A 25,764-nucleotide genomic window follows, 5' to 3' on the forward strand; every position below is an offset into this window, starting at 1 on the left:
GTGTTCAGAGGGTGAAGACGAGCGTGGAGATGCTGCGGGCGCCGACGTTGATGGTGGCCTGACCGCCGTTCACGCTGGTCGGCTGGCTGGCCGCGTTGGCGTTCTGCGAGGTGAGGTAGTGCTCGGCCCGGCTGACGTTCTGCGGGGCCTGGATCACGGCGTTGTTGACCGCGCTGTTCGAGCGGTTGAGGATCACCAGGGTGATCTTCCCGTCCCCCTGGTAGGCCGTCACCTCCAGCGGCGAGGCCTTCGAGCTCTTCGACAGGGCGACCCGCTGGTAGCCGGGACGGACGTACTTCGCGTACTGCGAGAAGGCGTACCCGCGCTTGAGCGGAGCGCCCGCGACGGTGCCGAACGCCGACTCGCCGTCACCGATGAAGGAGTAGTAGCGCTTGCCGTACCACCAGATGTAGGCGTTCCAGTTGGCCTCCATCGACTTGTGCACTGTGCGCATGATGTCGTCGAGGGTCTCGTTCCAGACCGCCGCGTTGGCGGGGTTGCCCCAGATGTTGGAGCCGCCACCGTCGGCGGCGTGCAGGTTCCACTCGGTCATCCACACCGGCTTGTTGTGCTGCTCCGCCAGCGAGTACGGCCGCAGTCGGCCCGACTCCTCGGTGCCGTACAGGTGTCCGCCGATGTAGCCGATGTTGTTGCGGGCGGTCGCGTCGTTGAGGGTCGGATTGGTGAAATTGTAGTTCATGTTCACCGCCTCGGCCACCATCAGCTTGGTGTTCTGCACCTTGGTGCCCTGGTCGCGCACGAAGGTGCGCAGCTCGGTGCCGCTCCAGTCCATCGAGTCGTAGTCCGGGTGCCAGTCCGGCTCGTTCTGCACCGAGGTGACGTCGATGGGCACGCCCTGGCCGCGCATGTACTGCACGTAGCTGTTCAGATGGTTGGCGTAGTCGTCGTAGTAGTCGGTCTTCAGCTTGCCGCCGTTGACCCGGCTGTTGTTGGTCTTCCACGCCGCCGGTGCGGTCCACGGTGAGGCGAGGATCTTCACGTTGGACCCGTACGACTTCGCCGTCTTCAACGAGTTCACGTGCGTCGCCCACTCGCTGGATTCCGGCGACAGGCCGGTCCGCACGATGGAGAGCCCCAGCTGGTTGGCGCCCATTCCGACCAGCGTCTGAGTGTCCGTCGTGGACCAGGCGCTGCCCCAGATGGACTGGGCGGCCCCGAAGCCGTCGACCGTCTGGTATCTGGTCGCGCTGTTCACGGTGATGTCAGCCGGCCCGTTCGGCGGCGGGGTGGTGGTGGGCGGCGGGTCGGTCGGCTCGGTGCCACCGGTGCAGCCCACCCCGTTCAACGCGAAAGTGGTCGGATCGGGGTTGCTGCCGGTCCACGAGCCGTTGAAACCGAACGAGACGGTCCCGTTGGTCGGGATGGCCCCGTTGTAGCTGACGTTCTTGGCGGTGACGGCGGTGCCGCTCTGCGTCAGCGTCGTGTTCCATGCCTGCGTGACGGTCTGGCCGGCGTTGTAGTTCCAGGTCAGCGTCCAACTCGTCACCGCGTCACCGAGATTGGTGATGGCGACGTTGGCGCCGAAGCCGCCCTGCCACTGCGACGACACGCTGTACGTGACCGAACAGCCGGCGGCTGCGGCCCCCGCCGGCATCGCCACGGCGACGGCTGCCGACGCGAGCAGGACGGCGCCGGCCGACACCACTGCCGCGTTCGTCACTCTTCTTCTTCTCATGAAACTCCTCCTGAGGTGGTGGTGGCTTCACGCCTCGGGAGGGCTCGTCTGCGGCGAGATTCAGCGATGGTGGGCGGCGGCAGGATTGGGAGCGCTCCCAGGTTGGTGATCCCAGAAAGCTAATTCGTATAACGAATCCTGTCAATGTAATCGGCCCGGGCGCACTGGGGCCGTCACCGGCCGCAGGTGCCGCACTGCCCGCGAGTGCGCAGGTGGTAGTCGGTGGACCCGATCACCAGGCCCACCCCCATGACGAGGTACGCCGACATCGCCACCCACAGGAAGGCGTCGGAGAACTCGCTGTGCGAGCCCGACGACACCTGCACGATCCCCATGCCGAAGTAGGCCACGATGCCCGCGCCGAGCCCGAAGCCGGGCACCAGCAGCAGCAGACGAGGAATGGTGCGCCCGGCGAGCAGCGGAACCCACCCCGGCCAGACCTCACCCCAGTGGTACACCAGCGCCAGTGGCAACAGCACTCCCGCCAGCACCAGGCCGATCTCCAACCCGAGCAGGGAGGCGCTCTGGTCGACTCGGTCGAACCCCACCACGAACTGGGCCGCGAAGCGGGTCACGAGACCGCCCACAGCGGCCCACGCCGCCCAGCGCGCCCACCGCGCGGGTACCGAGCGCCGCGTACCCGGTCGGACCGTCCGGCAGCAGGCTGGGCAGTCGCCCCGGGTGCGCCGCTGATAGCGCGCGGTGCTCAGAGCGAGCAGTGCCGCTCCGGTGACACAGACGAGCCGACTGACGAACGCCAGCGGGTCGAAGAACGGGCCGACGGTGAACAGCAGGAAGCCCACCAGCTCCGGCAGCAGGATCGCGGCTGCCGCGACCAGCGCTCCGGCGACCGTCCAGGCGAGCCCCGCAAGCGCCGGCCGCCAGGTCGCCACCCGGTCCAGGGCGACCGCCAGCCCGCCCGCGGCCGCGCACAACGCCACCGACCACCAGCCGGTGAAGCCGAGCAGGTCCAGCCCGAGCCGCCCGAACTCCGGAGCATCGCCGACCGTCCAGGCCAGACGCACGCCCCCGTATGCCACGGCCCAGCCGAGCACTGCGTACGTCAGGCCGTGGACGCTCCGCCCGACGATCCGTGTCGATGTCGTCATGGACCGATCCTGGCGGCGTACCGCAGTGGGCGAACCCCGCTGACAGGGGACGTCACTCCCTCGCGCGAGGGATCGGTCGGACCGTGGATGCGCCGAACAGAGCGCGGGGACTGCCTGCTATCCGGCGTTCCCCGCTGCCTGTTCGCGCGCCCGGCGCAGGATCGCCTCTGCCTCCTGGCGGGCGGCGTTCACCGTCTTCTCGGCGTCGAGCCGCGCGGCGTTGAGGTGATCGTCGGCCTGCTCCTCGGCGAGTTTGAGGATCCGCTCCACCTGGGGTCCCAGGTGGGCGAACGTGGGTCTGTTCGCGTTCCGCCGCTGTCGTTCGGCGACGCCCGCTGTGCCCGCTGCCGATCGGTCGCCGGCCGGCTCGTCGCGGTCGACCATGCCGTCCCTCACCAGATCGGACTCGGCCGTACCGATCAGGGAGAGCCCGATGCCGAGCGCGGCGACAGCGACTCCGAGCCAGATCGCAACGGGTCCGAGGGCTGGACCGACCACGAGGCCGACGCCCAGCCCGAAGAGGGCTGCCGCGGTCTTGACCGGCTTTGCCATCGAGTCCTCCTCGAGTGGTACGGGACGACGGCGTGCGGTTCCAGCATGGCGAGTGCGTCAAGCGGCCCCGGTCTCTTGTGGAGTGACCGGGTGTGGTGGGAATCCTCGGCCTTCTATACCGTGGCACGGTCACGGGTGGCCACTTCCTCGACCGGGCCGTCCCGCGACGACGTCGCGTACGCGTTCGACACGGGGGTTAGTTGTGAGCATGGAATCGTCGACGACCGGCCGGCCGGAGGCCGGTGAGGCTGGCGTGCAGCAAAAGATCGACACGTCGGTGCCGCATTCGGCACGGATCTGGAACTACTGGCTCGGTGGCAAGGACAACTTCGCTGTCGACCGCGAGGCCGGGGACCAGTATCGCCAGGTCTTCCCCGGCGTCGTCGACGTGGCGCGGGCCTCCCGGCAGTTCCTGGTCCGCTCGATCATGTTCCTCGCCGCCGACGCGGGCATCCGCCAGTTCCTCGACGTCGGCACCGGGCTGCCGACCGCCAACAACACGCACGAGGTGGCCCAACGGATCGCCCCGGACGCGCGGATCGTCTACGTCGACAGCGATCCGCTGGTGCTGGTGCACGCCCGCGCGTTGCTGGTGGGCACGGCCGAGGGCAGGACCGCCTACATCGACGGCGACCTGCACGACCCGGCCGCTGTCATCGCCGAGGCCGGTAAGACGCTCGACTTCGCGCAGCCGATCGGCCTCATCCTCAGTGGCGTCATGGGCCACGTGCCCGACTACGAGGAGGCCCGTGCGGTCACCCGGCAGCTGGTGGCGGCGCTGCCGAGCGGCAGCTATCTCTCGCTGAACGACGGCACGAGCCTGATCAGCGCCGAGATGCAGCAGGCGCAGGACGACTACAACGACAGCGGCGCGACTCCGTACACCCTGCGCTCTCCCGACGAGATCGCCGGCTTCTTCGACGGCCTGGAGCTGGTCGAGCCCGGCGTCGTGCCGTGCCCGCAGTGGCGACCGGACGACGCGGTCGACACGCCGGCCGACATCGACGCCTTCGGCGGGGTGGGCCGCAAGCGCTGACGCTGTCCGGCGGCGGCGGTCGCCACCAGTGTGGGTCTTTCCTGGTGGCTGCGCCGCCGCGCGGTACGGACGGGTCAGCCGGACTGGTCGGCTGGCGGTAGGACGCTCTGCACCGCCACGCAGGGATCCGTGGCGGGTGCGGCGGCGTGGATCGCTTCGGCGGCCCGGGCGGCGAGGTCGCGAAAGACCTCGCGCTGCTCCTCGGGTAACCCGCCCAGCACGTGGTCCTCGGCGTGGGCGACCCGCCGCTCGGCCTCGGCGAGCGTCTGGCGTCCGCGTTCGGTGGCCACGATCCGTCGGGCCCGCCGGTCCTGGGGGTCGGGCCTGCGCTCGATGAGGCCGGCGTTCGCCAGGTCGTCGATGACGTAGGTCAGCACGCTGCGGTCGATGGCCAGGCGAGCGGCCAGGGCACCCTGCGTGGGCACCTCTTCGTGCACGACGACGGCCAGGATGTGGTAGCCCCGACTGCCGTGCGGCAGGTCCTTCAGCAGCTCCTCGACGCGTTCGTGCCAGCGGCGCAGCACCATGCCCAGCGACCAGCCGAAGTTCGAGCCGCGCTTGCGGTCGGCCGGCAGCTCGCACGGATCGGTCGCGGACATGTCCCGATGCTAGTGGCCGGCAGGTTGATCATCATCTGACATCGCGGCAGCCGAGGAATGATTGGCGGCGAAGATAGGTTGTCTGACAAACGATAGGTACGACACATGATAGGTTGATCAAACGATCGCGTGGATGGTGAAGCAATGTCGGACTACGGACACGAACTCCGGTTTGGGTCGTTCCTGACACCCAGCGTGCACGACCCGGATCAGGTGGTGGCGCTGGCCGAGCTGACCGAGGCGGCGGGGCTGGACCTGGTCACCTTCCAGGACCACCCGTACAACGCCGAGCTCCTCGACACCTGGACGCTGCTGAGTTGGGTCGCCGCCCGCACGGAGCGGCTCCGGATCTCCGGGAACGTCCTCAGCCTGCCGCTGCGCCCGCCGGCCGTGCTGGCCCGGGCCGCGGCGAGCCTGGACCGGTTGTCGCACGGCCGCTTCGAACTGGGCCTCGGCGCCGGCGCGTTCTGGGACGGGATCGAGGGTATGGGGGCGCGTCGGCTGACCGCGGGGCAGGGAGTCGCGGCCCTGCGGGAGGCCATCGACGTCCTGCGCGGCGTCTGGGACGACACCGACACCGGGCCGCTGCGGCTGGACGGGAAGTACTACCCCGTACCCGGCATGCAGCGCGGCCCGAAGCCGGCACACGCCATCGACATCTGGCTCGGCGCGTACCAGCCGAAGATGCTGGCCCTGACCGGCCAGAAGGCCAACGGCTGGCTGCCGACGCTGGAATACCTGCGATCTCCGGACCGGGTGACCGCCAACCGGCTCATCGACGAGGCGGCCATCGCCGCAGGCCGCGAGCCCCGGGAGATCCAGCGGCTGCTCAACCTGTTCACTGTCGACGTCTCGTCGCGCAGCCGTGGCTTCCTCCAGGGGCCTGTCGAGCAGTGGGTCGACCAACTCCTTCCGCTGGTCGTCGAGGAAGGGTTCAGCACCTTCCTGATCGGACGCGACGACCCACGCCTCATCCAGACCCTCGGGCAGGAGATCGCCCCCGCGCTGCGGGAGGCGGTCGCCAAGGAGCGCACCGGGGGTGAGGTCGCCACCGGGCCGGTCCGCACGACAGTCGCGCTGGCCGAGCGGCACCCCGGCCTCGACTACGACGCGCTGCCCCCGTCGCTGGCCACCAGGTCCGTCGAGCCCGGTGACCCGGAGTACGAGCGGGTACGCCACACCTACAGCTGGCACGGCTCGCCGGCCCTGGTGATCCGTCCGCGCAACGCCGCCGAGGTGGTCGACGCCGTGTCGTACGCCCGGACGCAGGATGTCCCACTGTCGGTGCGCAGCGGCGGGCACGGCATCAGCGGCCGGTCGACGAACGACGGGGGAGTCGTCATTGACATGTCGAGGATGAACAAGGTCGAGGTGCTCGACCGGGCGACCCGTCGGGTGCGCCTGGAGCCGGGTGCACGGTGGGGTGAGGTGGCCCGGGCGCTCGCTCCGTACGGCCTGGCCATGAGCTCGGGCGACTACGGCGACGTCGGCGTCGGTGGTCTCGCCACCACCGCCGGCGTCGGATACCTGGCGCGCAAGCACGGCCTGACCATCGACCACGTCGTCGCCGCCGAGATCGTCACCGCGGACGGCCGTCAGCTCCGCGTCGACGACGAGCATCACCCCGACCTGTTCTGGGCCATCCGCGGCGCCGGTGGAAACTTCGGTGTGGTCACGGCGCTGGAGCTGGAGGCGTACGAGGTCGACAAGGTCGTCTACGCCCAGCTCGTCGCTGACGCCACCGACACCGCCCGACTGCTGCGCCGGTGGGGCCAACTCGTCGAGGACGCGCCACGGGAGTTGACGAGCTTCCTCTCCCTCTTTCCCGGCCGCCGTGGCAACCCGCCGGCTGCCCAGGTCACCCTGGTCTACGCCGGTGACGACGTCGAGGCGGCGCAGTCCGCCCTGAGCCCGTTCCTGGAGATCGGGCCGATCCTCGACCAGCAGGCACAGCTCGTGCCGTACCCGGCGATCGTCGTGCCGGCGGGCAACCAGCATCGGGGGCAGGGGCTGAAGGACACCCGCAGCGGCCTGTTGCACCACGTCACACCGCAGGCGGCCGACCTCATGGAAAACATGATCCATTCCAGCGATGTGATGATCATGCAGGTGCGATCCGTCGGCGGGGCGGTGAACGACGTCGCCCGCGACGCGACCGCCTACCCGCACCGGGAGCAGAACTTCTCGGTACTCGCCGCCACGGTCCCTGACCGCCGGCCCCAACTCGACAAACTGTGGGCCGAGCTGTACCCGCACCTCGACGGCCTGTATCTCAGCTTCGAGAGCGACACCGACCCGGCTCGACTGCTGGATGCCTGGCCCGAGCCCACCCTCGGCCGGCTGCGCGCCGTCAAGGCCAGCTACGACCCGGACAACGTCTTCAACCGGAACTTCCCCATCCCACCGGCTGAGCCGGCCGACTGGACGGCGCCGGACAGATAGTCGCGGCGACGCTGCGGTTCGAACTTCTCGATCGCGTACCGCAGCATGACCCGTGGCATGACCCGGTAGCGGCGGGCGAGGAACTCCTCCTCCGCCGCCCTGTCCCGGTTGCCCACCTCACGCAGCATCCAGCCCACCGCCTTGCGAACGAGGTCGTGCGGGTCGTGCAGGAGCCGGTCGCCGAGTCGGAAGGTCCACTCGAAGTCACCGGCCTTGATGAAGGCGAAGGTCGCCATGATGGCGATGCGCCGCTCCCACACGAGGCTCGACTCGGCCAACCGGTCCAGGACGCTCCGGTCCCTGTCCAGCAGCCAGGGGCCGACGATGTACGGCGCGGACGAGTCCACCAGGTCCCAGTTGTTGATCCGGTCGGTGTTGGAAAGGACGATGTCGACGATCCGACCCCGTTCCGGCTCGTCGCCCTTGACGAACTTCCGCACCAGGATGAGCAGCGCGGTCAACCGTTCCTCGTGCGCGCCGCCGGTGAGCAACGTCGTCGTCTCGGCCAGCGAGAGGTCGCGCCAGAACCGGGCGGCCACAGTGCGCTGGTCGGGCACTGAGACACCGAGGGCCCGGTCGCCCTCGCCGTACCCACCCGGGACCATCTGGAGGAACCGGCTCGACGCCTCGGCTCGACGGGGATCGGCGAGGCTGGCGAGCGCCCGAGACACGTCGACGTTGGTGGCCATGACCGTCGACGCTACCGGGGGTCAGCCGGCGCGGCGGAGGCGTCCGAGCATTCCGTCGAGGTCCTGGACGAACAGGTCGTGGCGGAAGAAGTGCCCACCCGGCACCTCGCGCCACTCGTGCGGGATGCCGGCTCGGGCGAGTGCCCCGCGGAACTCGCGCTGACCGGCGAGCACCTGGGTCTCGTTGGCGGTGTCGAACCAGTTGATCGGGTCGGGGGAGGTTCCGGCCGCCAGGAAGATCCGCTTGTTCTGGAAACTCGGGATGCGCTGGACCGGGTTGTCGGCGTTGACCCGGGCCTCGTCCCAGAACGGGACCCCGTAGACGGTGCCTCCACCGAGGTCCAGCGCGGCGGAGGTGGCATTCGCCCAGTGCACCACCAGTCCGAAGTCTCGGCGGAGACTGGCCGGCCCGGAGTGCGAGCTGACCGAGCAGAAGTGGCCGTAGTACTTGGCCGCGTACTTCAGCGCACCGAAGCCGCCCATCGAGAAACCGGCCACCGCACGCCCGTTGTACTCGGCGAAGGTACGGAAGTTCGCGTCGACCCACGGCAGCAGTTGGGCGATGTGGAACGTCTCCCAGTTGCGGGGCCCGACCAAGCTGGTCACCGGATTGCAGTACCAGCCGGTCGACGCGTCCGGCATGACGACGATGACCTCCCGGCCAGCGGTCAGACCGACGATGTTGTCCTGGAGGTGGAAGGTGCGGAAGTCGGCGTTGCCGCCGTGCAGCAGGTACAGCACCGGATACCGCTTGCCGCTGGTGTGGTAGCCGTCGGGCAGCAGCACGTTCACGCCCGGATCCCACTCGATGGCGTCGGTGGCGAAGCGGTAGTACTGCAACCGGCCGCCGTTCTCGTTACGGTCGACGATGCGCAGGCCGTACCCGTCACCGGCGGCCTGGGCGGCGGACGACCCGGCGAGGGCGCCGCCGAACAGCCCGGCGGCGGCCGCCGCTGCCGAGCCACCGATCAGCCGGCGCCGACTGATCGACGAGGGCGGGGGTACGTCGAGCATTGGAGTCTCCCTGCGTCAGAAGGTCGTCTCGTTGGGCAGGCCGAAGAAGTCGTGCCATTTGGTGGCGCCGAGGAAGCTGGTGCCGGTGGAGAGGCCGACGTGGACGTCGTTGAAGCTGCCCTTGGTGAAGGCGACGATGTCGTCCTTGCCGTCGCCGTTGTAGTCGCCCAGGTAGGGGAACTCGCCGGGCAGGCAGAAGAAGTCGTTCCACTTGACTGTGGTGCCGACGAACGAGGTGCCGGTGGAGACGGCCGCGTAGACGTCGGCATCGGCGTTGCACGTGAACGTGACGATGTCGTCACGGCCATCGCCGTTGATGTCCCCGACGCGCGGCAGCTCCGCGCCGACCGCGAACACGTCGTGCCAGGTCTGCGCCGCCCCGAACGCGGCGCCGGTGGACAGGGCGACGATGACGTCCGACGCCGCGACCGGCCCCTGGGTGAAGGTGATGATGTCGTCGCGGCCGTCACCGTTGACGTCGCCGAGGGCCGGGTATTCACCCGCGATCGAGAAGTACTCGTGCCACTTGAGTGCCGTCCCGGTGAACGACGACCCGGCGGACAACGCGACGTACACGTCCCCGGCGCCGTCATGGGTGAAGGCGACGATGTCGTCGCGGCCGTCGCCGTTGACGTCCCCCACCGCGGCGACCTCGGCGTTCGGCGCGAACCAGTCATGCCACTTGGTGGCGCCGGCGAACGACGACCCGTTCGACAGTGCCACGTACACGTCGGCGAGCGAGCCGTGGGTGAACGCCACCACGTCGTCGCGCCCGTCGCCGTTGAAGTCCCCGGACAACAGCGTCTCGTCGTTGAGCCCGAAGAAGTCGTTCCACTTCACCGATGTTCCGGCGAACGAGGAGCCGGTGGACGCCGACACGTACACGTCGTTGAGCGAGCCACGGGTGAACGCGACGATGTCGTCGCGGCCGTCGCCGGTGAAGTCCGTCGGTGAACCCGCCAGGTACCGACCCCCCGAGCCGCCGGCGTTGACCAGGGAGACGTAGTAGTTCCAGTTCCAGTTCGGCCCAGGGTCGGTGTGGTCGTTGCCGGGCAGCTCGTTGTGACCCCTGATCGACGCACGGGTCTTCGGCAGCCCGTACTTGTCACAGAGGTAACGGGTCAACGCGGCGGACGACCGGTACATGGCGTCGGTGAACCAGGCAGGGTTGTCCACGAAACCCTCGTGCTCGATGCCCACCGCGTACGGATTGGCCGAGCGTGCGTGGTAGGCAGTGTCGCCCTCGCGCACCATCTGGGTGATCTCGCCGTTGCTCGATTTCACCACGTAGTGCGCGCTCACCCCCGCCGACGGGTTCTGGAACCAGCTCACCGTGCCGGCGTAGGACCCCTGGGTCACGTGCACCACCACTGTGGTTATCCGCGCCGATCGGCCGGCCTGGTAGTTGCCGCCGTAGGCGGACACCCACCGGGCCGGCGCGTACTCCGGCACGGCCGCCGCGACGTTCGTACCGGCGGCGCCCGCCGGGGCGACACCCGCGTAGCGGCCGAGTTCGGGTCGCAGCGGTCGCGGCGCGACCCGTACCGCTCCGGCGGCGATCCCGGTTCGCAGTAGCTCGTAGACGTGGTCGGCGTAGAGCCGGGCGGTCGACGCGTCGCCGGCAGCGCTGTAGCGCGCCACCACCGGATACCAGGCGGAGAGCCGGTCGCGTGCCCCGCCGGTCAGCCCCTCGTCGTCGGCCAGGTCGCGAAGCACCGCAGCGCCACCGCGGATGTTGGCGGAGGTGACCGAGCGCAGGCGGTCGACCGGTTCGCCGGTGAGCGTGGCCGCCCGCTCCAAGCTGTGCTGGGTGGGGTTGCTGACCAGGTGCATGACCCCGTACCCGTTGGCCTGACTGGGCAGGCCGCCGTGCCCGTCCAGCCGGGACTCACCGTAGGCGACGGCGACCAGCAGGTCCCGGGGCACGTCGAACTCGGCGGCGGCCCGGGTGAAGTCGGCGGTGAGCGAACCGGACGCCAGGGGTCCGGCCGCGTCGGCCGGTGCGACCGCGACCTGACCGGCCAGCGCCGCCGCCAGGAAGAGGGCGCACGTGCGCCTGGTCAGTCGCATGGGGTCTCCAATCCGCTGATCACAGCGTCGTCTCGCCGGTGAGGCCGAAGAAGTCGTGCCATCTGGTGGCGCCGAGGAAGCCGGTGCCGGTGGAGAGCGCGACGTGGACATCGTTGGTTGCGCCCTTGGTGAAGACGATGAGGTCGTCGGTGCCGTCCCCGTTGGCGTCGCCGAGGTAGGGGAACTCGCCGGCCAGGCAGAAGAAGTCGTGCCACTTCGCAGTGGTCCCGGTGAAGCCGGTGCCGGTGGAGGTGGCGACGTACACGTCGGCGTTGGGATCGCAGGTGAAGGTGACGATGTCGTCTCTGCCGTCGCCGTTGACGTCACCGACCCGGGGTAGTTCGGCGCCCACGGCGAACAGGTCGTGCCACTTTTGCGCGGTGCCGAAGGAACTGCCGTTCGACAGCGCGACGATGACGTCGCTGGCCGTGGCCGTGCCCTGGGTGAAGGTGACGATGTCGTCCCGGCCGTCGCCGTTGACGTCACAGAGCGCGGGGAACTCGCCGAACGGGCTGAAGAACTCGTGCCACTTGAGGCCGGCGCCGAAGCCGGTGCCGGTGGACAGCGCGACGTACACGTCGCCGGCGGGGTTGTGGGTGAACGCCACGATGTCGTCGCGCCCGTCGCCGTTGACGTCGCCGACCGCCCCGATCTCCGCGCCGGGGGCGAACCAGTCGTGCCACTTGAGGCCAGCACCGAACGAGGTGCCGGTGGAGAGTGCCACGTAGACGTCGCCGGTGTTGCTGTGGGCGAAGGTGACGATGTCGTCGCGGCCGTCGCCGTTGACGTCGCCGGTGGTGGCGGTCTCGCCACCGAGGGAGAAGAAGTCGTTCCACTTCGCCGAGGTGCCGGTGTAGGAGCTGCCGGTCGACGTGCCCACGTAGACGTCGGCGAGGGCGTTCTGGGTGAAGGTGACGATGTCGTCCCGGCCGTCGCCGGTCACGTCCGTCTGGGATCCACCGGCGATGGCGTGGGTACGGGCCGCCTCGTTGAGCTGGGCCCGGGCAGTGGCGGCCGCCTGGTCGTACCGGTCGGGGAAACCGGACCGTTGGACGCACTGGGCGACCTGGCCCGCGCTGAACCCCGGGTTGTTGCGGTCGCAGACGATGGCCCGGGTGACGTACTGGGTGCTGGCGTAGACCGGGTCCATGATCTGCTCCGGAGTGCCCCATCCGTAGTCCCAGCGTTGTTGGAACACCCCGAGCGACGACTTGTCGCCACACGGCAGGTTGTTCATGTGTGACTCGACCCAGCCCGCCTCGAAGGCGGACAGCGTCACCTTGTCGTTGGCGTTGTGGGCCCGGGCGACCCGGTAGACGACCACTGTCACCGCCGGGTCGCGGTTGGCGGGGATGGAGGGGCAGGCCAGGGTGCCGACCGGGTCCGCGTGCGCCGGCGTGGCCGGGACCGTCGTACCGACGATGCCGAGGGCGACCAGCAGGGCCAGGAGAGTACGTCTCACGCTGCTCCTCGTCGGGTCGGGGATGGTCGACTGATGGGCGTCACGAGACCGCCACCGACCGGGAGACCGATTGCTGAGAGTTTCTTCAGGGTGCTGATGGCTGTCAATGTTCTATGAAGAATTCCTTCAATGCATCGTTCAAGGCGGGCAGGCATTGACAGCGACGATTGTCGACGGGTTTACTCGCCCGCAACCGCTGTCCAATGACCGCGGCAGGGCCAGGACGAGTGCGACAGGAGAGGGCAGCCATGGGTGTACGTCGTCGCTCGTTGCTCGGCCGCGCCGCCGCGATCGGGGCCGCCAGCGCGGTCGGTTCCGTCGGCGCGATCCTGACCAGTGCCGCTCCGGCCCAGGCAGCAGTCTGGAAGAAGCGGCTGACCGGCGCGGACCTGGACACCAGCAGCCGATGGCGGGTGGCCGGCACCGACCTGGGCATCCCCTACGTGCTGGAGAACGGGTCGATCGGCTACCTCTTCGGCGACACCTTCGACACGCCGTGGCCCGAGGGTCCGCCCCTGCCGAACGACTGGCGGTCGCCGGTCATGCTGCGCTCCGCCGTCCACCCCGGCGCGCCGGGCGGAATCGTCTTCGACAGCGCCGCACGGGTCGTCGGCAACGGACGGGCCCCGGAGCTGATGCACAACGGCCACCACGGCATCGGCATGGACGGCCTTCCCGAGGTGACAGTCATCCCCAACGACGGCATCAGCTTTCCGGAGACCGGCCGACAGCTCATCTCCTACATGAGCATCGAGAACTGGAACTCCGCCGGCCCGGCCGGGCCGCAGTGGAGGTCCCGCTACGCGGGGCTGGCCTTCTCCGACAACGGCAACGACTTCATCCGTACGCCGCTGAAGTGGTGGAACAGCCCGGACAACAAGGACCCGTTCCAGATGTGGACCATGCAACGCGACGGCGAGTACGTCTACGTCTTCTCGGTCCGTTCGGGGCGGCAGGACGGTCCGATGATGCTGCGACGCGTGCGGTGGGATCGGCTGTTCTACCCGGAGTCGTACGAGGGATGGGGCTGGAACGGGGCCAACTGGGGCTGGGGGAGACCCTGCACACCGATCCTCACCGGGCGCTTCGGCGAGCCATCGGTGCGCCGGTTGGCCGACGGGACCTGGGTGATGTCCTACCTCAACTGCCAGAACGGGTGTCTGGTCACCCGGACCGCGTCCGGACCCGACCGGGCCTGGACAGGGGAGAAGATTCAGCTGACCAGCTGGCAGGAGCCCGCCCTCTACGGTGGGTTCATCCATCCCTGGTCCAGCCGGAACGCCGACGACCTGCACCTGATGGTCTCGAAGTGGACCCGCACCCCGGACGGCCGCAGCACCGCCTACCACGTCAGCCAGTTCACCGGCTCGGTCTGACGGGGGCCGCTGACCGGCCGTCGTCGTGGCCCGACATTCGCGACCCCAACCCGCTGGAGCTGATCGGCGCAAACGCGGGCCGCCATGTCCTCAGCAGGGTGTGAGTGGGTGATTCAGGGGGTACGACCCTGCGATGACGCAGCCGACGATGGATCCCACCGACGCGTTGGCCGAGCTGGGCCGGGTCAGACTCGACGAGGTCAGCCTCGACGACATGCTGCTCCGGATCGCCGAACTCGCCAAGGGGAGCATTCCCGGGACGAGGGAAGTGACTGTCACCCTGGTGCGGGGTCCGGTCGGTTGGACCGGGGCATTCACCGGCGAGCTGGCCCGTCAGTTGGACGAGTGGCAGTACGAGCAGCACCGGGGCCCCTGCCTTGATGCCTCCGCCAGCGGTGACACCATCTCCGTGCCGGGAATGGCCACCGAAGAGCGTTGGCCGGTATGGGCGGAGAAGGCTCGGGCCGCCGGGGTGAAGAGTTCCCTCTCCATCGGGCTTCCCATCCAGGGCTCGGTCGTCGGTGCGCTCAACGTCTACAGCGATTCGCCGAACGCGTTCGATCCGTCCTCGATCGCCAGCGCGGAGGGCTTCGCCGCGTACGCGGCGGTGGCACTGGCCAACGCGCACCTGTACGAGAACGCCGCCACGCTGGCCGCGCAGATGCAGGAGGCGATGCGGAATCGCGCGGTGATCGAGCAGGCCAAAGGGATCGTCATGGGGAGCCGGCGGTGCTCGTCGGAGGAGGCGTTCGCTCTGCTGTCGAAGATCTCCCAGGACACCAACCGGAAGGTGCGCGAGGTCGCAGAAGCCCTGGTCGCCCAGGCGGTGGGAAAATCTCAGGGGTGAGTCTCGCCCGGACGTGACCGGCGCGGCACCCACCCCGGGACGGTGGCGAACCAGGCAGTCGTCCGGCGCGAAGTCCGGTGACGAGTCGCGGGTGTGGGTGCCTGATCGCTGGGTAGGGCTGAACCATGCTGAAGCGAGCGGTGTGGCAGGGACTGGTGGCGGGCCTGGCCGGGGCGGCGGTGATGACAGCCGCCGAGAAGATCGAACAGCGGGTGACCGATCGGCCCGACTCCTACGTGCCGGCCCGGGTTCTGGCCAGGCTGACCGGCCTGCCGGAATCCTCCGGGCAGCAGCCCCGCTGGCAGAACCTGTCGATGCACTACGGCCAGGGTGCGCTGCTCGGCGTGCTGCGCAGCGTCATGGCGCAGGCCGGACTGCGCGGCGCCTGGGCCTCGACGATGTTCACTGCGGTACGCCTGACCAACGATCAGATCCTGGAGAACGCCACCGGCGTGGGGGCACCTCCGCTGACCTGGCCGCGCCCCGAACTCGCCATCGACGTGTTGCACAAGTCCATCTACGCGTTCACCACCGGAGCGGTGGCCGACGTGCTCGCCGCCCGCGACGGAGCGGGTCCGGGGCAGCGGCACGCGGCACTCCGTCCCGGTCGCCACTCGGACGTCGGTCCGCTGCCCCGGGCAGCAGCACGCCGGACGTAGCTGCGGAAGAGCGCCCACGGCCAGGAAGCTGCGTGCGCGGCCGGAGAGTGTTTAGCTGCACGGATGATCACACCCGTTCCCCTCGGTACCTGGCCGACACCGTTGGAGGCCGCGCCCCGGCTCGCCGCCCGGCTGGGGCTGGCCGAGCTTTGGTTCAAGCGTGACGATCTCACCGGCCTCGGCGGGGGCGGCAACAAGATCCGCAAGCTCCGGTACACCTGCGCGCAGGCGATCGCCGACGGCGCCACCACGGTGATCACCTCGGGGGCGCCGCAGAGCAACCACGCCCGGCTCACCGCGGCCGCTGCCGCGCGGCTCGGCCTCTCCTGCGTGCTGGTGCTCGCCGGCCCGCCCCCGGAGAGCCCGCGAGGCAACCTACTGCTCGACGGGCTCGCCGGGGCGGAGACCGTCTGGGCCGGGGACCGTCCGCTCGCCGAGGTGGTGGCGGTCGAGGCGGAGCGCCGGTCGGCGTACGTCATCCCGTTCGGCGGCACCTCACCCGCGTCGATCCAGGGTTATGTGGAGTGCGGTCGGGAGCTGCGTACCCAACTGCCGGCCATCGACGGGGTCGAGGTCGTGGTGGCGCTCGGTTCCGGCGGGACGATGGCCGGCCTGGTGCGGGAGTTGGGCGCGCAGCGGGTGATCGGCGTGGATGTCGGTGCCGTGCCGGACCCACGGGCGACCGTCGCCGGGCTGCTCGTCGGCGAGGTCGAGCCGGACGCGCTGCGGATCGACGGCACCCAGGTGGGTGCCGGGTACCGCACGCTGACCGACGCCGTCCGGGCGGCGCTGGAGGTGACCGCGCGTACGGAGGGGGTCTTTCTGGACCCGACGTACACCGGTCGGGCGATGGCGGCGCTGCTGGCTGGCAGCTTCCCGCACGGCGACCGGGTCGTCTTCCTGCACAGCGGCGGGCTACCGGGACTCTTCGGCCACCCCGAGCTGTAGGGGCGCCGGCCGGCACGCACGGCGGTGCCCTCCGGCGGAATCGCGCCGGAGGGCACCGCGCCGAGCTGTCGACGGATCAGACGCTGGCGAAGTGCTCGCGGTGATCGCGAACGAACTCGGCGAAGGTCCGCGGCTGCCGGCCGACGATCCGCTCGACGTGGTCGTTTGTGAAGTCGCCCCACCCGGAGCCGTAGGCGACCCGGTACTCGGCGAGGACCTCGGCCGACCACTGGTCGAGGCCGGCCTGGAGCAGCCCGTCGCGTGCCTGCTCCGGGCTCTGCGGCACGTAGCGCACCGGCTGGTCGAGGGTACGGGCGATCTCGTCGGCCGCCTGGTCGAGCGTGATGCTCTCCGGGCCGGTGGGGGTGTAGATCTTGCCCTGGTGCGGCTGTGGCGCGGCGAGGATCGCCGCCCCTGCGGCGGCGATGTCCCGGGCGTCGATCAGGCCGACCCGCGCGTCACCGAAGAGACCGTAGAGGTGCTCACCGGCCTTGGCGCCGAGCAGGTTCTGCATGAAGTGACTCGGTCGCAGGATGGTCCAGGGGATACCGGACTCCTGTAGCTCCGCGTCGGAGAGCGCGTGCAGGCGGCCGTTGCGGGTGGGCGCGTCGTGCGCGGCGCCGATCGCGGAGAGCCGGACGATGTGCCGCACGCCGGCCTGCCGGGCCGCCCACACCGCGTTCATGCTCTGGCTCGGCGCCAGTGGGCCCATGGGCATCAGCAGCCAGAGCGTCGTCACGCCCTCGAACGCCGGGGTCAGTGTGGTGGGGCGGTCCAGGTCGCCAACGACGTACTCGACCTCGTCGAGCCCCGGTGTGCGCGACGCGTCCCGGACGAGGGCACGGAGCGGCTGCGTGCCGGCCAGCTCCCGCAGCACCTCCCGCGACACGGTGCCATTTGCCCCGGTTATCAGAATGGTCATGGTCATCCTCTCGGTCATGGCGGACCGAGGTCGGACCACGGTCGCCGCCAGCGACGATATAGTCCATAACTTGTACCGTCCAATGATTGGACCAAATTATGAAGCGCAGCACACTGAAGGAGCAGGACCCCGACCTCGGGATCCTGGCCGTGCAGCTCTCCGCGCGTGTCCAGCGGGAGATCTTCCGACGCTCGGCGGAGCAGGGGTTCGACGACGTCCGGCCGCGCCACGGCGCGGTCCTCGCGTACCTGGACGCCGAGGGCACCCGCCCCGGCGAGCTGGCCCGGCTGGCCGGCCGCAACAAGCAGACGATGGGCGCGATCCTCGACGAGTTGGAACGGCTGGGCTACGTCCGACGTACGCCGGACCCGGCCGACCGCCGGGCAAAGTTGATAGTGCCGACGGATCGGGGTCTCCGCTTCATCGCGGCCTCCGACGGCTTCGTGCACCTGATCGAGCAGAAACTCGCCGACACGCTCGGTCCCGACCGGTACCGCGACTTCCGGGACGCGCTGGCCCGTGGTGTGGCGAGCCTCCCGGCTACCAGCCAGGACACCGAGGGCTGACTGGCATGTGCCGGCGCCAACCGGGTACGCCGCCGTGGCCCCCGGGGCCGGCGGAACGCCCAGGCTGACCGCTTTTCACGCAGCCGAGGAGCACCGACATGCCTATCGCGGGGCGGGCCCGACTCACACCGACGGTCTCCCTGGTGCTGCTGGCGTCGATCCTGGTGTCGTTCCTGGCCGCGTCGGCCGCCCCGACCCCGCTCTACGGTGTGTACCAGGAGCGCTGGCACTTCTCGCCGGTCACGACCACAGTGGTGTTCGCCGTCTACGCCCTCGCGGTGCTGGCGTCGCTGCTCACGTTCGGCAAGTTGTCCGACCACGTCGGTCGGCGGCCGGTGCTGGCCGTCGCGATCGCTGTGCAGATGCTCGCGCTTGTCGTCTTCATCTTCGCCAACGGCGTTGCGGCCCTGCTGGTCGCCCGCCTCGTGCAGGGCCTGGCAGCCGGCGCCGCCACCGGCGCGGTGGGCGCCGCCATGCTCGACATCGACCGGGCCCGGGGCACGCTCGCGAACTCGATCGCTCCCGGCATCGGAACCGGAAGCGGCGCCCTGCTCTCGGCGCTGCTCATCCAGTTCCTGCCCGCGCCGACGCGCCTGGTGTACCTCGTGCTGCTCGTGATCCTGCTGATCCAGGCCGTCGGGGTCGCGCTGATGCCGGAGACGGTCACCCCGATGGCCGGGGCCCGAGGCAGCCTGCGACCGGACATCACGCTGCCCCGCTCGGTGCGCCAACCGGTCCTCGTCGTCATCCCGGTGCTCTTCGCGGTCTGGGCGCTGGCCGGGTTCTTCGGCGCGCTCGGCCCGGCGCTGATCCGCAGCCTCATGAACACGTCGATCGTGATCGGGGGTCTGGTCCTCTTCGTCTTCGCCGTCTTCGGGTCGATCGCCGTGCTGGTGCAGCGCAACACCGCCGCGCGGACCGTGATCCTGACCGGAATCGTCGCGCTCATCCTGGGCATGATCGTCACGTTGGTGGCGGTCATGGCGCAGTCCATCCCGGTCTTCTTCGTCGGCCTCGCGCTCGGGGGCGTCGGCTTCGGCAGCGGGTTCCAGGGCAGCCTCAAGACGGTCATGCCGCTGGTCGAAGCGCACCAACGCGCCAGCGTGCTGTCAGTGCTCTACGTCGTCTGCTACGTCGGCTTCGGTCTCCCCACGGTGATCGCCGGCTTCCTCGTTGTCTACGCCGGCGGCCTGCCGAGGACCGCCGACGAGTACTCCGTCGCCGTCATCCTCCTCGCCCTGGTCGCCCTGCTGGGGGTGCGCAGGGCCACCAGGATGGCGCCGGGCTGATGCCGGGAAGCCGGCACCGAACACTGACGCCAGCAGTGGCGTGATGATCAGAAAGGGAGGGGCGATGAGCCCGAAGGTGGCCCAGGGCGACGCGAGTGCGACGTCGCGCATCGAGAGCCTGGACGTCAAGCTTGAGGTGATCGTCATTCCGGTCTCGGACGTCGACCGGGCGAAGGCGTTCTACGAACGGCTCGGGTGGCGGCTCGACCAGACCCCGCCCGGCATCGTCCAGTTGACGCCGCACGGCTCCGCGTGTTCCGTACAGTTCGGCCCCGGGCTCACGTCGGCGGCACCCGGCTCCGCCATGGCGTACCTGATCGTGTCCGACATCGAGGCGGCCCACGACACCCTCGCCGCCGCCGGTGTCGAGATCGGCGACGTCTTCCACGTCAGCCCGGACGGCCCGGTCGACGGGCCGGACCCGCAGCGGCGCAGCTACTTCTCGCGTGCCACGCTGCGCGACCCGGACGGCAACACCTGGCTGATGCAGGAGATCACGACCAGGCTTCCCGGACGCATCGAGGGTGGCCTCACGTCGTTCGGCTCCACGAGCGACCTGGCGAGCGCGCTTCGGCGCGCGGCCGCCGCGCACGGTGAGCACGAGAAACGTACGGGCGAGCATGACGACAACTGGCCCGACTGGTACGCGGCGTACATGGTCAGCGAGCAGTCGGGGGCCACGCCACCCGAGTGAGCCGGTCAGCGCAGTCCGCGGATGAGGTTGTCGACAAGGGTGCGGGCGAAGTCCTCGGTGAGCGGCAGGTCGGCGATGAGAAGCCGGTGGTAGCAGGCCCCCCAGAGCTGGTCGACGACGGATTCGCTGTCGATGTCGGGCCGTAGCTGCCCCCGGGCCATGGCCCTGGTGAGGGTCTCGACGGCGAGGGCCCGGCGGGGTGCGGAGTAGCGCTCGCGGTAGGCGGCGGCCAGCTCCGGGTCGGTCTGCGCCTGCCCGATGAGTTGGCTGATGACCCGCCCGGCGGTGGTGTCGCGCACCAGGTGGACGAAGGCGACGAGCTGGTTGGTCAGGTCGGCGACGATGTCCGCGGTGTCGGCGAAGGCCAGGGTGGGCGCGACGACCGTGAAGTAGCCGTCCAGGGCGAGCGCTCCCTTGGAGGGCCACCACTTGTAGATGGTCATCCGGCTGGCTCCGGCGTGCGCCGCGACCTTCTCGATGGTGAAGCCGGCCATGCCCTCGGCCAGCAGGAGTTCACCTGCGGCCGTGAGGATCTCCGCGCGTACCTGATCGGCGGGTCGGCGGCCGCGACCACGGCGCGCTGGCGTCTGGGCATCCGGCGTGAGCTCGGCCACTGGTCCTCCCGGTTATATGGACACGCTGTCTACTTGTTGGTTATATGGACACAGCGTACACAGCGGTGCCCGCACTCCACGACGCACCGCGACGACGACCGAAGGAGACGAGCGACATGACGGGTCTACGACGGCGACGTTTGGGTGCCTCCGGGCCGGAGGTGTCGATCATCGGGCTCGGCGCGATGGGCATGTCCGACCTGTACGGGCCGGCCGACGAGGCGGAGAGCGTCGCGACGCTGCACGCGGCGATCGACGCCGGCGTGAACCTGATCGACACCGCGGACTTCTACGGGTCGGGTCACAACGAGATGCTGATCGGCCGCGTGCTGCGGGAGCGTCGCCGGGACGAGGTGGTGCTCAGCGTGAAGTTCGGCGCACGCCGGACACCCGACGGCGGCTTCCAGGCGGCACCGTACGACGTGTCGGCGGCGGCGGTGAAGGACCGGCTGGCGTACTCGCTGCGACGGTTGGGCACCGATCACATCGACATCTACCGGCCGTCGCGGCTGAACCCGCAGGTGCCGATCGAGGAGACGGTGGGCGCGCTGCTGGAGATGCAGCAGGCCGGCTACATTCGGCACATCGGGCTCTCCGAGGTGGGCGCGGACAGCATCCGCAGGGCCGCTGCGGTGGCGACGATCAGCGACGTCCAGATCGAGTACTCGCTGCTCTCCCGAGGCCCGGAGGCCACCATCCTGCCGGCGCTGCGGGAGCTGGGCATCGGGTTGACCGCCTACGGGGTGCTGTCCCGAGGTCTGCTCAGCGGCCACTGGTCGCCGGACCGTGCGCTGCCCGGCACGGACTTCCGGGCCAACAGCCCACGCTTCCAGGGCGAGCGCCTGGCCGCCAACCTGCGCCTGGTGGACGCGCTCGGCCGGGTCGCACAGCGGCTGGGGGCGACCACCAGCCAGGTGGCGATCGCCTGGGTGGCGGCACAGGGCGAACAGATCGTGCCGCTGGTCGGGGCGCGGCGACGCGACCGGCTGACCGAGTCGCTGGCCGCTGTCGACCTGGTGCTCGACCAGGATGCGCTGGACGAGATCGAGCGTGCCGTGCCGGCCGGCGCCGCCTCCGGCCAGCGCTACGCGACAGCCATGATGGCGCTGCTCGACAGCGAGAAGTGACCCTTAGGCAGTTGCCCGCCAGACCCAGTTGCGGCGTTCGTAGAGCGGCACCAGCCCGGCCCGGCGCATGTTGTTCAGCGACGGGTTCTGCTGACCGGGCGCGGGCTTGCCGGTCTCGGCGAACAGCCACCGGCATCCCGCCTCGGCCGCGGCTCGGGCGCGGGCGGCGATCAGCGCCGACTGCGCCCCGAGCCCGCGGTGCCCGGTGGCCGTCGCGGCGGCGTTGAGCGACGCGGCCTCGCCGTGCAGGAACAGGTTGCCGCCCGCTACCAGCTCGCCGTCGTCCCAGGCCGCGTACGGTCGCCACGCCGGCTGGCCGACCGTCGCGGCCAGCATGTCGGTGAGCCCACCGGTCGGCATGCCGAACCCGGTGAGCAGCACGTCGGCCCAGCGCCGCGCCTCGGCGGCCGGCACCGGGGCGACGCGCAGACGGGTCTGCGCCACGGCGACGTCGCCGGGTCGGGCGGCGAGCTTGACCCAGGTGCTTCCCGCCTCGAGCCCGCGCGCGGCAGCGACCTCGTCGAAGCCCGCCGGCAGCACCGACGGAACGAGCTGAAGGACCGCCTGGTCGACGCCCTGCTCCCGGTAGAAGTCGAGGACGCGATCCAGGGTCTGCACCGTGAACGGCTCGGTGGTGCCGAAGCCGAGGGCCTTGTTCCAGTACCCGCCGGAGGGATCGTTGCGCATGGCGAGGGCGACACCGCCGCCGATGCGGGTGGTCGCGATCCCGAGATCGGTGTACGCGGGCCCGGGCGCCTGCGACTCGTAGGAGTGCATGAATTCGCACTCCACGGCCTCGGCGAGCGGGGTCAGGTCGGCTGGCGCGGTCATCGGCTGATTATCGTCTGGTCCGTTCCCAGGCCCGCACCAACTGCATCCGATTGTGAATGCCCAGCTTGTGGTATATGGACCGGAGTTGGGTGTCCACGGTGTGGAAGGAGACGAAGAGACTCCTGGCCGCCTCCTTCTTCGTGGCGCCGGCGGCGAGCATCTCGGCCACCCGCTCCTCGGCGGGGGTGAGCGCGCCGATGCCCCGGTTTGGCGACTCGTCGATCGGCGGCCGGTGGCGCGGGGTGGCGGCGAGGTCGGCGCAGCGCCGGTCCGCGATCGCCTGGTCGCCAGGAGCGCCGATCCGGGCGTAGAGGGCAGCCGCCTCGTGCGCGGCGTCGCGCGCCTCCCCGGATCGCGCCCGAGGGCTGTTCGCGAGGTCGAGCAACGCGTCGGCCAGCGCCGGCCGCGCGGCGGTGGTGCGCAGTTGGTCCACCGCCGACCGGAGGGCGTCCGGGTCGCCGTCGCGCAACCCTCGGCTCTGGTCGGCCAGCGCGTGCCACAGCGGCACCGGGGTACGGGTGGAGACCAGCTCGACCAGTTCGGTGACCCGGCGGGCGGCCCGGGTGTCGTCGGCCGCCACCGCCGCGCGTACCAGTCGGGGGCCGAAGTGCGGCACGGGCAGGAGTGACCGGACCGACCGGTGCAGGTCGGCGACGACAGTGGTGAGCAGGCCGGTCGGCGCGCTGAGGGCGGGGTCGCGTACCGCCACACAGAACGCGAACGTCCACATCGTACGGTCAGGCCATCGGTCTTCGGCGAGGCAGGCGCGGAGGATGGCGCGGGCGTCGTCGTATTCGCCTCGGCGGTAGCGCACCTCGCCGATCACCGCGACCAACAGGGCACGCACCTCCCTACTGAGGTCCGCAGAGCCGGAGCTGAGCGTCGTTACGGCCAGCGCGGCCGCCTCGGGCAGCTCTCCCACTGCCACCATGCGCAGGCAGTCCAGCGCGGTCAGCCCGGCGAGTGAGACGTCCGTCGCCTCGGGCGACTGGCGGGTCGCGGCCCACGCGTCCTGGTGCCGACCCAGACCGAGCTGCACGAGGATCCGTTCCGCCCGGATGGACGGGGCGTCGCCGCGTGCCGTCCAGGAGTCCGGGTCCAGGGCCGCCAGCACGGCCTGGGCGCCCGGCAGATCACCGTGCGCGAGCGAGCGGGCGGCCCGGCCGAGGGCAAGGTGGCGAGCGGACGCCTGATCACCCGACGCGGCGTGCGCGGTGCCCGCGTCGCGCAGCAGGGCGTCGGTGTCCGGATGTCCCGTGCGGGCCGCGATCGTGGCGACCAGGGCGAGCACTGTGGCGCGGCTGTGGGCGTCCAGTCGGAGCTTCAGGGCCTCCCGCAGACCGGCGAGGGCGATGGTCGGCTGCTCCAGTGCCACGATCTGCGCCAGGCGCCCGAGCAGGTGGGCGCGATGGCGCTCGCCGCTGCGACTCGTGGCGATCTCCGCAGCCAGGACGTGCAGCGCCTCCATCCCGCGTCCGGCCAGCCGGAGCTGGTCCGCCGTGGCGAACAGGCCGTGCCGTCGTTGCTCGGCGTCGGTGGCGATGTCATCGGCCGGGAGCGTTCCGGCGTTGAAGGGTGATTCGGACAATGGCGGTCTCCCCGGTTGTTACCAGGCACGTCGAAAGGCCGTCCTGCGACCGAGCCTAGCCATGGCGGCAGGTACGGGCGACCGGATCGACGAACCGACGGGATTGCGCCGAATGGCCCCACCGTCCGGGATTTGACCTGCGGTAATGGCGCGATCACGTGATGCGACGGGCGACGTTCGCCGCCGATCATCGAATCATGGCCCAGCTCCCAGAACTTCCCGGTCTGCGTCGGCTCCGGGTCGTGCTGCTGATGTTCGTCCTCTACGCCGGCACCGGGGCGGGTGGTCACGCTCCGGCGTGGACCCGCCTGGTGCTGATGGCGACCGTCGCGGCGGTCCCGGTCGCGATCGCGGTCCAGTACGGCTGGCCCGGACTGCGTGCCCTGCTGGGCGTCTCGTCCCGGCTACGGCTGCGGGGCGGGTCCGTTCCCGCGCCCCATCCGATCCAACCCGAGTGAGGAGACAGCGATCATGGCGAACAGCGATCCTCAGCCGCGGCGCGGCGACCAGGGCGCCCCGCCCTTCGCGGGCCGTAACGTCGAGCTCGAGCGGCAGAACCCGGACCTCCTGGTTCCACCGACGACCGACAGCCGGCTGGTGCCCAACCTCAAGTTCTCGTTCTCGCAGGCGCACACCCGCGTGGAGAAGGGCGGCTGGACCCGCGAGGTCACCAGCCGAGACCTCCCGATCGCCAGCCAGTTGTCCGGCGTCCAGTTCGGTCTCGAGCCGGGCGCGTACCGGGAGATCCACTGGCACCAGCAGTCGGAGTGGGCGTACATGCTCAGCGGCAGCTGCCGGATCAGCGCCGTCGACCACGAGGGCCGCAACTTCATCGAGGACGTGAAGGCCGGCGATCTGTGGTTCTTTCCGCAGGGCGTGCCGCACAACATCCAGGCGTTGGAAGACGGCGCGCAGTTTCTGCTGGTCTTCGACGACGGCGCCTTCTCGGAGAACAACACCTTCCTGCTCAGCGACTTCTTCGCCCACACCCCTCGACACGTGCTGGCCAAGAACTTCGGCTGGACGTTGGAACAGATGGAGAATCTGCCCGAGCGGGAGAAGTACATCTTCCAGGGCGACGTCCCACCACCCCTGCAACAGGATCGGGTGGTCAGCCCGACCGGCGACATCCCGCGAAGCTTCAAGCACCGGATGCTCGCGCAGACCCCGCAGCGATTCCGCGGCGGAACGGTCCGGATCACCGACTCGACCAACTTCGCCGCCTCCGTGACCACCGCCGCGGCGCTGGTCGAGGTCGAGCCGGGTGGGATGCGCGAACTGCACTGGCATCCCACCACCGACGAGTGGCAGTACTACATCTCCGGCACCGGGCGGATGGGCGTCTTCGCCTCCCAGGCCGCAGCCCGGACGTTCGACTTCCAGGCCGGCGACGTGGGCTACGTCCCGTTCGCGTACGGCCACTACATCGAGAACACCGGCGACGAGCCACTGGTGTTCCTGGAGATGTTCCGCCATCCCCGGTTCGAGGACATCTCGGTGATGCAGTGGATGGCCAACACGCCCCACGAGGTCATCGCCGACACGATCAACGTGCAGAAGTCGATAGTCGACGGCCTGCCGAACACCAAACAGGTAGTCATCTGAACGAAGCGCCCGGCCGTCCGCCGGAGGAC

Annotated in this window: 24 protein-coding genes; 12 read left to right on the forward strand and 12 right to left on the reverse strand. The window is 70.1% G+C overall.

Annotation, left to right across the window (positions count from 1 at the left end; genetic code table 11):
* Nucleotides 1–4: 4 nt before the first annotated feature.
* The 3 genes from OG598_RS06545 to OG598_RS06555 form a co-directional block, all read right to left on the reverse strand.
* A complete protein-coding gene (locus OG598_RS06545) occupies nt 5–1,696 on the reverse strand; it encodes a cellulose binding domain-containing protein (RefSeq protein WP_328653522.1) in 1,692 nt (563 codons plus the stop codon).
* 173 nt (nt 1,697–1,869) lie between these two features.
* Nucleotides 1,870–2,805 carry a hypothetical protein gene (locus OG598_RS06550; protein WP_328653523.1) on the reverse strand — a complete coding sequence of 312 codons (936 nt, stop codon included), beginning with the start codon at nt 2,803–2,805 and terminating at the stop codon, nt 1,870–1,872.
* Nucleotides 2,806–2,922: 117 nt separating this feature from the next.
* On the reverse strand, nt 2,923–3,357 hold the full coding sequence (locus OG598_RS06555) for a hypothetical protein (RefSeq protein ID WP_328653524.1): 435 nt from the start codon (nt 3,355–3,357) through the stop codon (nt 2,923–2,925).
* Between the two features lie 253 nt (nt 3,358–3,610).
* Between OG598_RS06555 and OG598_RS06560 the strand changes: the two genes are divergently transcribed.
* Entirely contained in the window at nt 3,611–4,393 is a 783-nt protein-coding gene (locus OG598_RS06560) for an SAM-dependent methyltransferase (protein ID WP_328653525.1), read from the forward strand.
* A gap of 74 nt (nt 4,394–4,467) precedes the next feature.
* On the opposite strand, the gene OG598_RS06565 is transcribed toward OG598_RS06560, so the two are convergent.
* Nucleotides 4,468–4,992, reverse strand: a complete 525-nt coding sequence (locus OG598_RS06565) for a MarR family winged helix-turn-helix transcriptional regulator (RefSeq protein ID WP_328653526.1) — start codon at nt 4,990–4,992, stop codon at nt 4,468–4,470.
* A gap of 144 nt (nt 4,993–5,136) precedes the next feature.
* Between OG598_RS06565 and OG598_RS06570 the strand changes: the two genes are divergently transcribed.
* Nucleotides 5,137–7,434 carry an LLM class flavin-dependent oxidoreductase gene (locus OG598_RS06570; protein WP_328653527.1) on the forward strand — a complete coding sequence of 766 codons (2,298 nt, stop codon included), beginning with the start codon at nt 5,137–5,139 and terminating at the stop codon, nt 7,432–7,434.
* Here OG598_RS06570 and OG598_RS06575 read toward each other — a convergent pair.
* Genes OG598_RS06575 through OG598_RS06590 form a run of 4 tightly spaced genes read right to left on the reverse strand, consistent with a single transcriptional unit; the run spans nt 7,353 to nt 12,669 of the window.
* Nucleotides 7,353–8,123 carry a DNA alkylation repair protein gene (locus OG598_RS06575; RefSeq protein WP_328653528.1) on the reverse strand — a complete coding sequence of 257 codons (771 nt, stop codon included), beginning with the start codon at nt 8,121–8,123 and terminating at the stop codon, nt 7,353–7,355. The two genes, OG598_RS06570 and OG598_RS06575, sit on opposite strands and share 82 nt — an antisense overlap.
* 21 nt (nt 8,124–8,144) lie before the next feature.
* Entirely contained in the window at nt 8,145–9,137 is a 993-nt protein-coding gene (locus OG598_RS06580) for an alpha/beta hydrolase (protein WP_328653529.1), read from the reverse strand.
* A 15-nt stretch (nt 9,138–9,152) separates the two neighbouring features.
* Nucleotides 9,153–11,207 (reverse strand): N-acetylmuramoyl-L-alanine amidase, encoded by a 2,055-nt coding sequence (locus OG598_RS06585; protein ID WP_328653530.1) that lies wholly within the window; start codon nt 11,205–11,207, stop codon nt 9,153–9,155.
* Between the two features lie 19 nt (nt 11,208–11,226).
* Entirely contained in the window at nt 11,227–12,669 is a 1,443-nt protein-coding gene (locus OG598_RS06590; RefSeq protein WP_328653531.1) for an FG-GAP repeat domain-containing protein, read from the reverse strand.
* 248 nt (nt 12,670–12,917) lie between these two features.
* On the opposite strand from OG598_RS06590, the gene OG598_RS06595 reads away from it, so the two are divergent.
* The 4 genes from OG598_RS06595 to OG598_RS06610 all read left to right on the forward strand — a co-directional run bounded on the left by OG598_RS06595 (nt 12,918) and on the right by OG598_RS06610 (nt 16,499).
* Entirely contained in the window at nt 12,918–14,045 is a 1,128-nt protein-coding gene (locus OG598_RS06595; protein WP_328653532.1) for a DUF4185 domain-containing protein, read from the forward strand.
* 133 nt (nt 14,046–14,178) lie between these two features.
* Nucleotides 14,179–14,892: a GAF and ANTAR domain-containing protein gene (locus tag OG598_RS06600; RefSeq protein WP_328653533.1), complete on the forward strand. Its 714-nt coding sequence runs from the start codon at nt 14,179–14,181 to the stop codon at nt 14,890–14,892.
* Between the two features lie 125 nt (nt 14,893–15,017).
* Nucleotides 15,018–15,551: a hypothetical protein gene (locus OG598_RS06605; RefSeq protein ID WP_328653534.1), complete on the forward strand. Its 534-nt coding sequence runs from the start codon at nt 15,018–15,020 to the stop codon at nt 15,549–15,551.
* Between the two features lie 63 nt (nt 15,552–15,614).
* A complete protein-coding gene (locus tag OG598_RS06610; protein ID WP_328653535.1) occupies nt 15,615–16,499 on the forward strand; it encodes a pyridoxal-phosphate dependent enzyme in 885 nt (294 codons plus the stop codon).
* A 76-nt stretch (nt 16,500–16,575) separates the two neighbouring features.
* Here the strand turns inward: OG598_RS06610 and OG598_RS06615 are convergent, their stop codons facing one another.
* On the reverse strand, nt 16,576–17,421 hold the full coding sequence (locus OG598_RS06615) for an NAD(P)H-binding protein (protein ID WP_328653536.1): 846 nt from the start codon (nt 17,419–17,421) through the stop codon (nt 16,576–16,578).
* A gap of 86 nt (nt 17,422–17,507) precedes the next feature.
* On the opposite strand from OG598_RS06615, the gene OG598_RS06620 reads away from it, so the two are divergent.
* The 3 genes from OG598_RS06620 to OG598_RS06630 all read left to right on the forward strand — a co-directional run bounded on the left by OG598_RS06620 (nt 17,508) and on the right by OG598_RS06630 (nt 19,970).
* A complete protein-coding gene (locus OG598_RS06620; RefSeq protein ID WP_328653537.1) occupies nt 17,508–17,987 on the forward strand; it encodes a MarR family winged helix-turn-helix transcriptional regulator in 480 nt (159 codons plus the stop codon).
* A 98-nt stretch (nt 17,988–18,085) separates the two neighbouring features.
* The gene (locus tag OG598_RS06625; RefSeq protein WP_112697299.1) at nt 18,086–19,276 is read left to right on the forward strand and encodes an MFS transporter; all 1,191 of its coding nucleotides are present in this window, start codon (nt 18,086–18,088) and stop codon (nt 19,274–19,276) included.
* 64 nt (nt 19,277–19,340) lie between these two features.
* Nucleotides 19,341–19,970 carry a VOC family protein gene (locus tag OG598_RS06630; RefSeq protein WP_328653538.1) on the forward strand — a complete coding sequence of 210 codons (630 nt, stop codon included), beginning with the start codon at nt 19,341–19,343 and terminating at the stop codon, nt 19,968–19,970.
* Nucleotides 19,971–19,975: 5 nt separating this feature from the next.
* On the opposite strand, the gene OG598_RS06635 is transcribed toward OG598_RS06630, so the two are convergent.
* Nucleotides 19,976–20,584 (reverse strand): TetR/AcrR family transcriptional regulator, encoded by a 609-nt coding sequence (locus tag OG598_RS06635; protein ID WP_328653539.1) that lies wholly within the window; start codon nt 20,582–20,584, stop codon nt 19,976–19,978.
* A gap of 116 nt (nt 20,585–20,700) precedes the next feature.
* On the opposite strand from OG598_RS06635, the gene OG598_RS06640 reads away from it, so the two are divergent.
* On the forward strand, nt 20,701–21,711 hold the full coding sequence (locus OG598_RS06640) for an aldo/keto reductase (RefSeq protein WP_328653540.1): 1,011 nt from the start codon (nt 20,701–20,703) through the stop codon (nt 21,709–21,711).
* Between the two features lie 3 nt (nt 21,712–21,714).
* Here the strand turns inward: OG598_RS06640 and OG598_RS06645 are convergent, their stop codons facing one another.
* Complete coding sequence (locus OG598_RS06645; protein ID WP_328653541.1) at nt 21,715–22,542, reverse strand: GNAT family N-acetyltransferase; 828 nt, start codon at nt 22,540–22,542, stop codon at nt 21,715–21,717.
* Nucleotides 22,543–22,549: 7 nt separating this feature from the next.
* Complete coding sequence (locus OG598_RS06650; RefSeq protein ID WP_328653542.1) at nt 22,550–24,130, reverse strand: helix-turn-helix transcriptional regulator; 1,581 nt, start codon at nt 24,128–24,130, stop codon at nt 22,550–22,552.
* A 197-nt stretch (nt 24,131–24,327) separates the two neighbouring features.
* On the opposite strand from OG598_RS06650, the gene OG598_RS06655 reads away from it, so the two are divergent.
* Both OG598_RS06655 and OG598_RS06660 read left to right on the forward strand, forming a co-directional pair.
* Nucleotides 24,328–24,588, forward strand: a complete 261-nt coding sequence (locus OG598_RS06655) for a hypothetical protein (protein ID WP_328653543.1) — start codon at nt 24,328–24,330, stop codon at nt 24,586–24,588.
* Nucleotides 24,589–24,601: 13 nt separating this feature from the next.
* Nucleotides 24,602–25,735: a cupin domain-containing protein gene (locus OG598_RS06660; protein ID WP_328653544.1), complete on the forward strand. Its 1,134-nt coding sequence runs from the start codon at nt 24,602–24,604 to the stop codon at nt 25,733–25,735.
* Nucleotides 25,736–25,764: the final 29 nt, after the last annotated feature.

The organism is Micromonospora sp. NBC_00330 (assembly GCF_036136635.1).
Classification (GTDB): domain Bacteria; phylum Actinomycetota; class Actinomycetes; order Mycobacteriales; family Micromonosporaceae; genus Micromonospora; species Micromonospora salmantinae.

What these genes read in the sequence shown, in the direction of transcription:
- OG598_RS06545 (WP_328653522.1), bottom strand. Translation starts at nt 1,696, where the DNA reads ATGAGAAGAAGAAGAGTGACGAACGCGGCAGTGGTGTCGGCCGGCGCC.
- OG598_RS06550 (WP_328653523.1), bottom strand. Translation starts at nt 2,805, where the DNA reads ATGACGACATCGACACGGATCGTCGGGCGGAGCGTCCACGGCCTGACG.
- OG598_RS06555 (WP_328653524.1), bottom strand. Translation starts at nt 3,357, where the DNA reads ATGGCAAAGCCGGTCAAGACCGCGGCAGCCCTCTTCGGGCTGGGCGTC.
- OG598_RS06565 (WP_328653526.1), bottom strand. Translation starts at nt 4,992, where the DNA reads ATGTCCGCGACCGATCCGTGCGAGCTGCCGGCCGACCGCAAGCGCGGC.
- OG598_RS06570 (WP_328653527.1), top strand. Translation starts at nt 5,137, where the DNA reads ATGTCGGACTACGGACACGAACTCCGGTTTGGGTCGTTCCTGACACCC.
- OG598_RS06575 (WP_328653528.1), bottom strand. Translation starts at nt 8,123, where the DNA reads ATGGCCACCAACGTCGACGTGTCTCGGGCGCTCGCCAGCCTCGCCGAT.
- OG598_RS06580 (WP_328653529.1), bottom strand. Translation starts at nt 9,137, where the DNA reads ATGCTCGACGTACCCCCGCCCTCGTCGATCAGTCGGCGCCGGCTGATC.
- OG598_RS06585 (WP_328653530.1), bottom strand. Translation starts at nt 11,207, where the DNA reads ATGCGACTGACCAGGCGCACGTGCGCCCTCTTCCTGGCGGCGGCGCTG.
- OG598_RS06595 (WP_328653532.1), top strand. Translation starts at nt 12,918, where the DNA reads ATGGGTGTACGTCGTCGCTCGTTGCTCGGCCGCGCCGCCGCGATCGGG.
- OG598_RS06600 (WP_328653533.1), top strand. Translation starts at nt 14,179, where the DNA reads ATGACGCAGCCGACGATGGATCCCACCGACGCGTTGGCCGAGCTGGGC.
- OG598_RS06605 (WP_328653534.1), top strand. Translation starts at nt 15,018, where the DNA reads ATGCTGAAGCGAGCGGTGTGGCAGGGACTGGTGGCGGGCCTGGCCGGG.
- OG598_RS06610 (WP_328653535.1), top strand. Translation starts at nt 15,615, where the DNA reads ATGATCACACCCGTTCCCCTCGGTACCTGGCCGACACCGTTGGAGGCC.
- OG598_RS06615 (WP_328653536.1), bottom strand. Translation starts at nt 17,421, where the DNA reads ATGACCATTCTGATAACCGGGGCAAATGGCACCGTGTCGCGGGAGGTG.
- OG598_RS06625 (WP_112697299.1), top strand. Translation starts at nt 18,086, where the DNA reads ATGCCTATCGCGGGGCGGGCCCGACTCACACCGACGGTCTCCCTGGTG.
- OG598_RS06630 (WP_328653538.1), top strand. Translation starts at nt 19,341, where the DNA reads ATGAGCCCGAAGGTGGCCCAGGGCGACGCGAGTGCGACGTCGCGCATC.
- OG598_RS06640 (WP_328653540.1), top strand. Translation starts at nt 20,701, where the DNA reads ATGACGGGTCTACGACGGCGACGTTTGGGTGCCTCCGGGCCGGAGGTG.
- OG598_RS06645 (WP_328653541.1), bottom strand. Translation starts at nt 22,542, where the DNA reads ATGACCGCGCCAGCCGACCTGACCCCGCTCGCCGAGGCCGTGGAGTGC.
- OG598_RS06655 (WP_328653543.1), top strand. Translation starts at nt 24,328, where the DNA reads ATGGCCCAGCTCCCAGAACTTCCCGGTCTGCGTCGGCTCCGGGTCGTG.
- OG598_RS06660 (WP_328653544.1), top strand. Translation starts at nt 24,602, where the DNA reads ATGGCGAACAGCGATCCTCAGCCGCGGCGCGGCGACCAGGGCGCCCCG.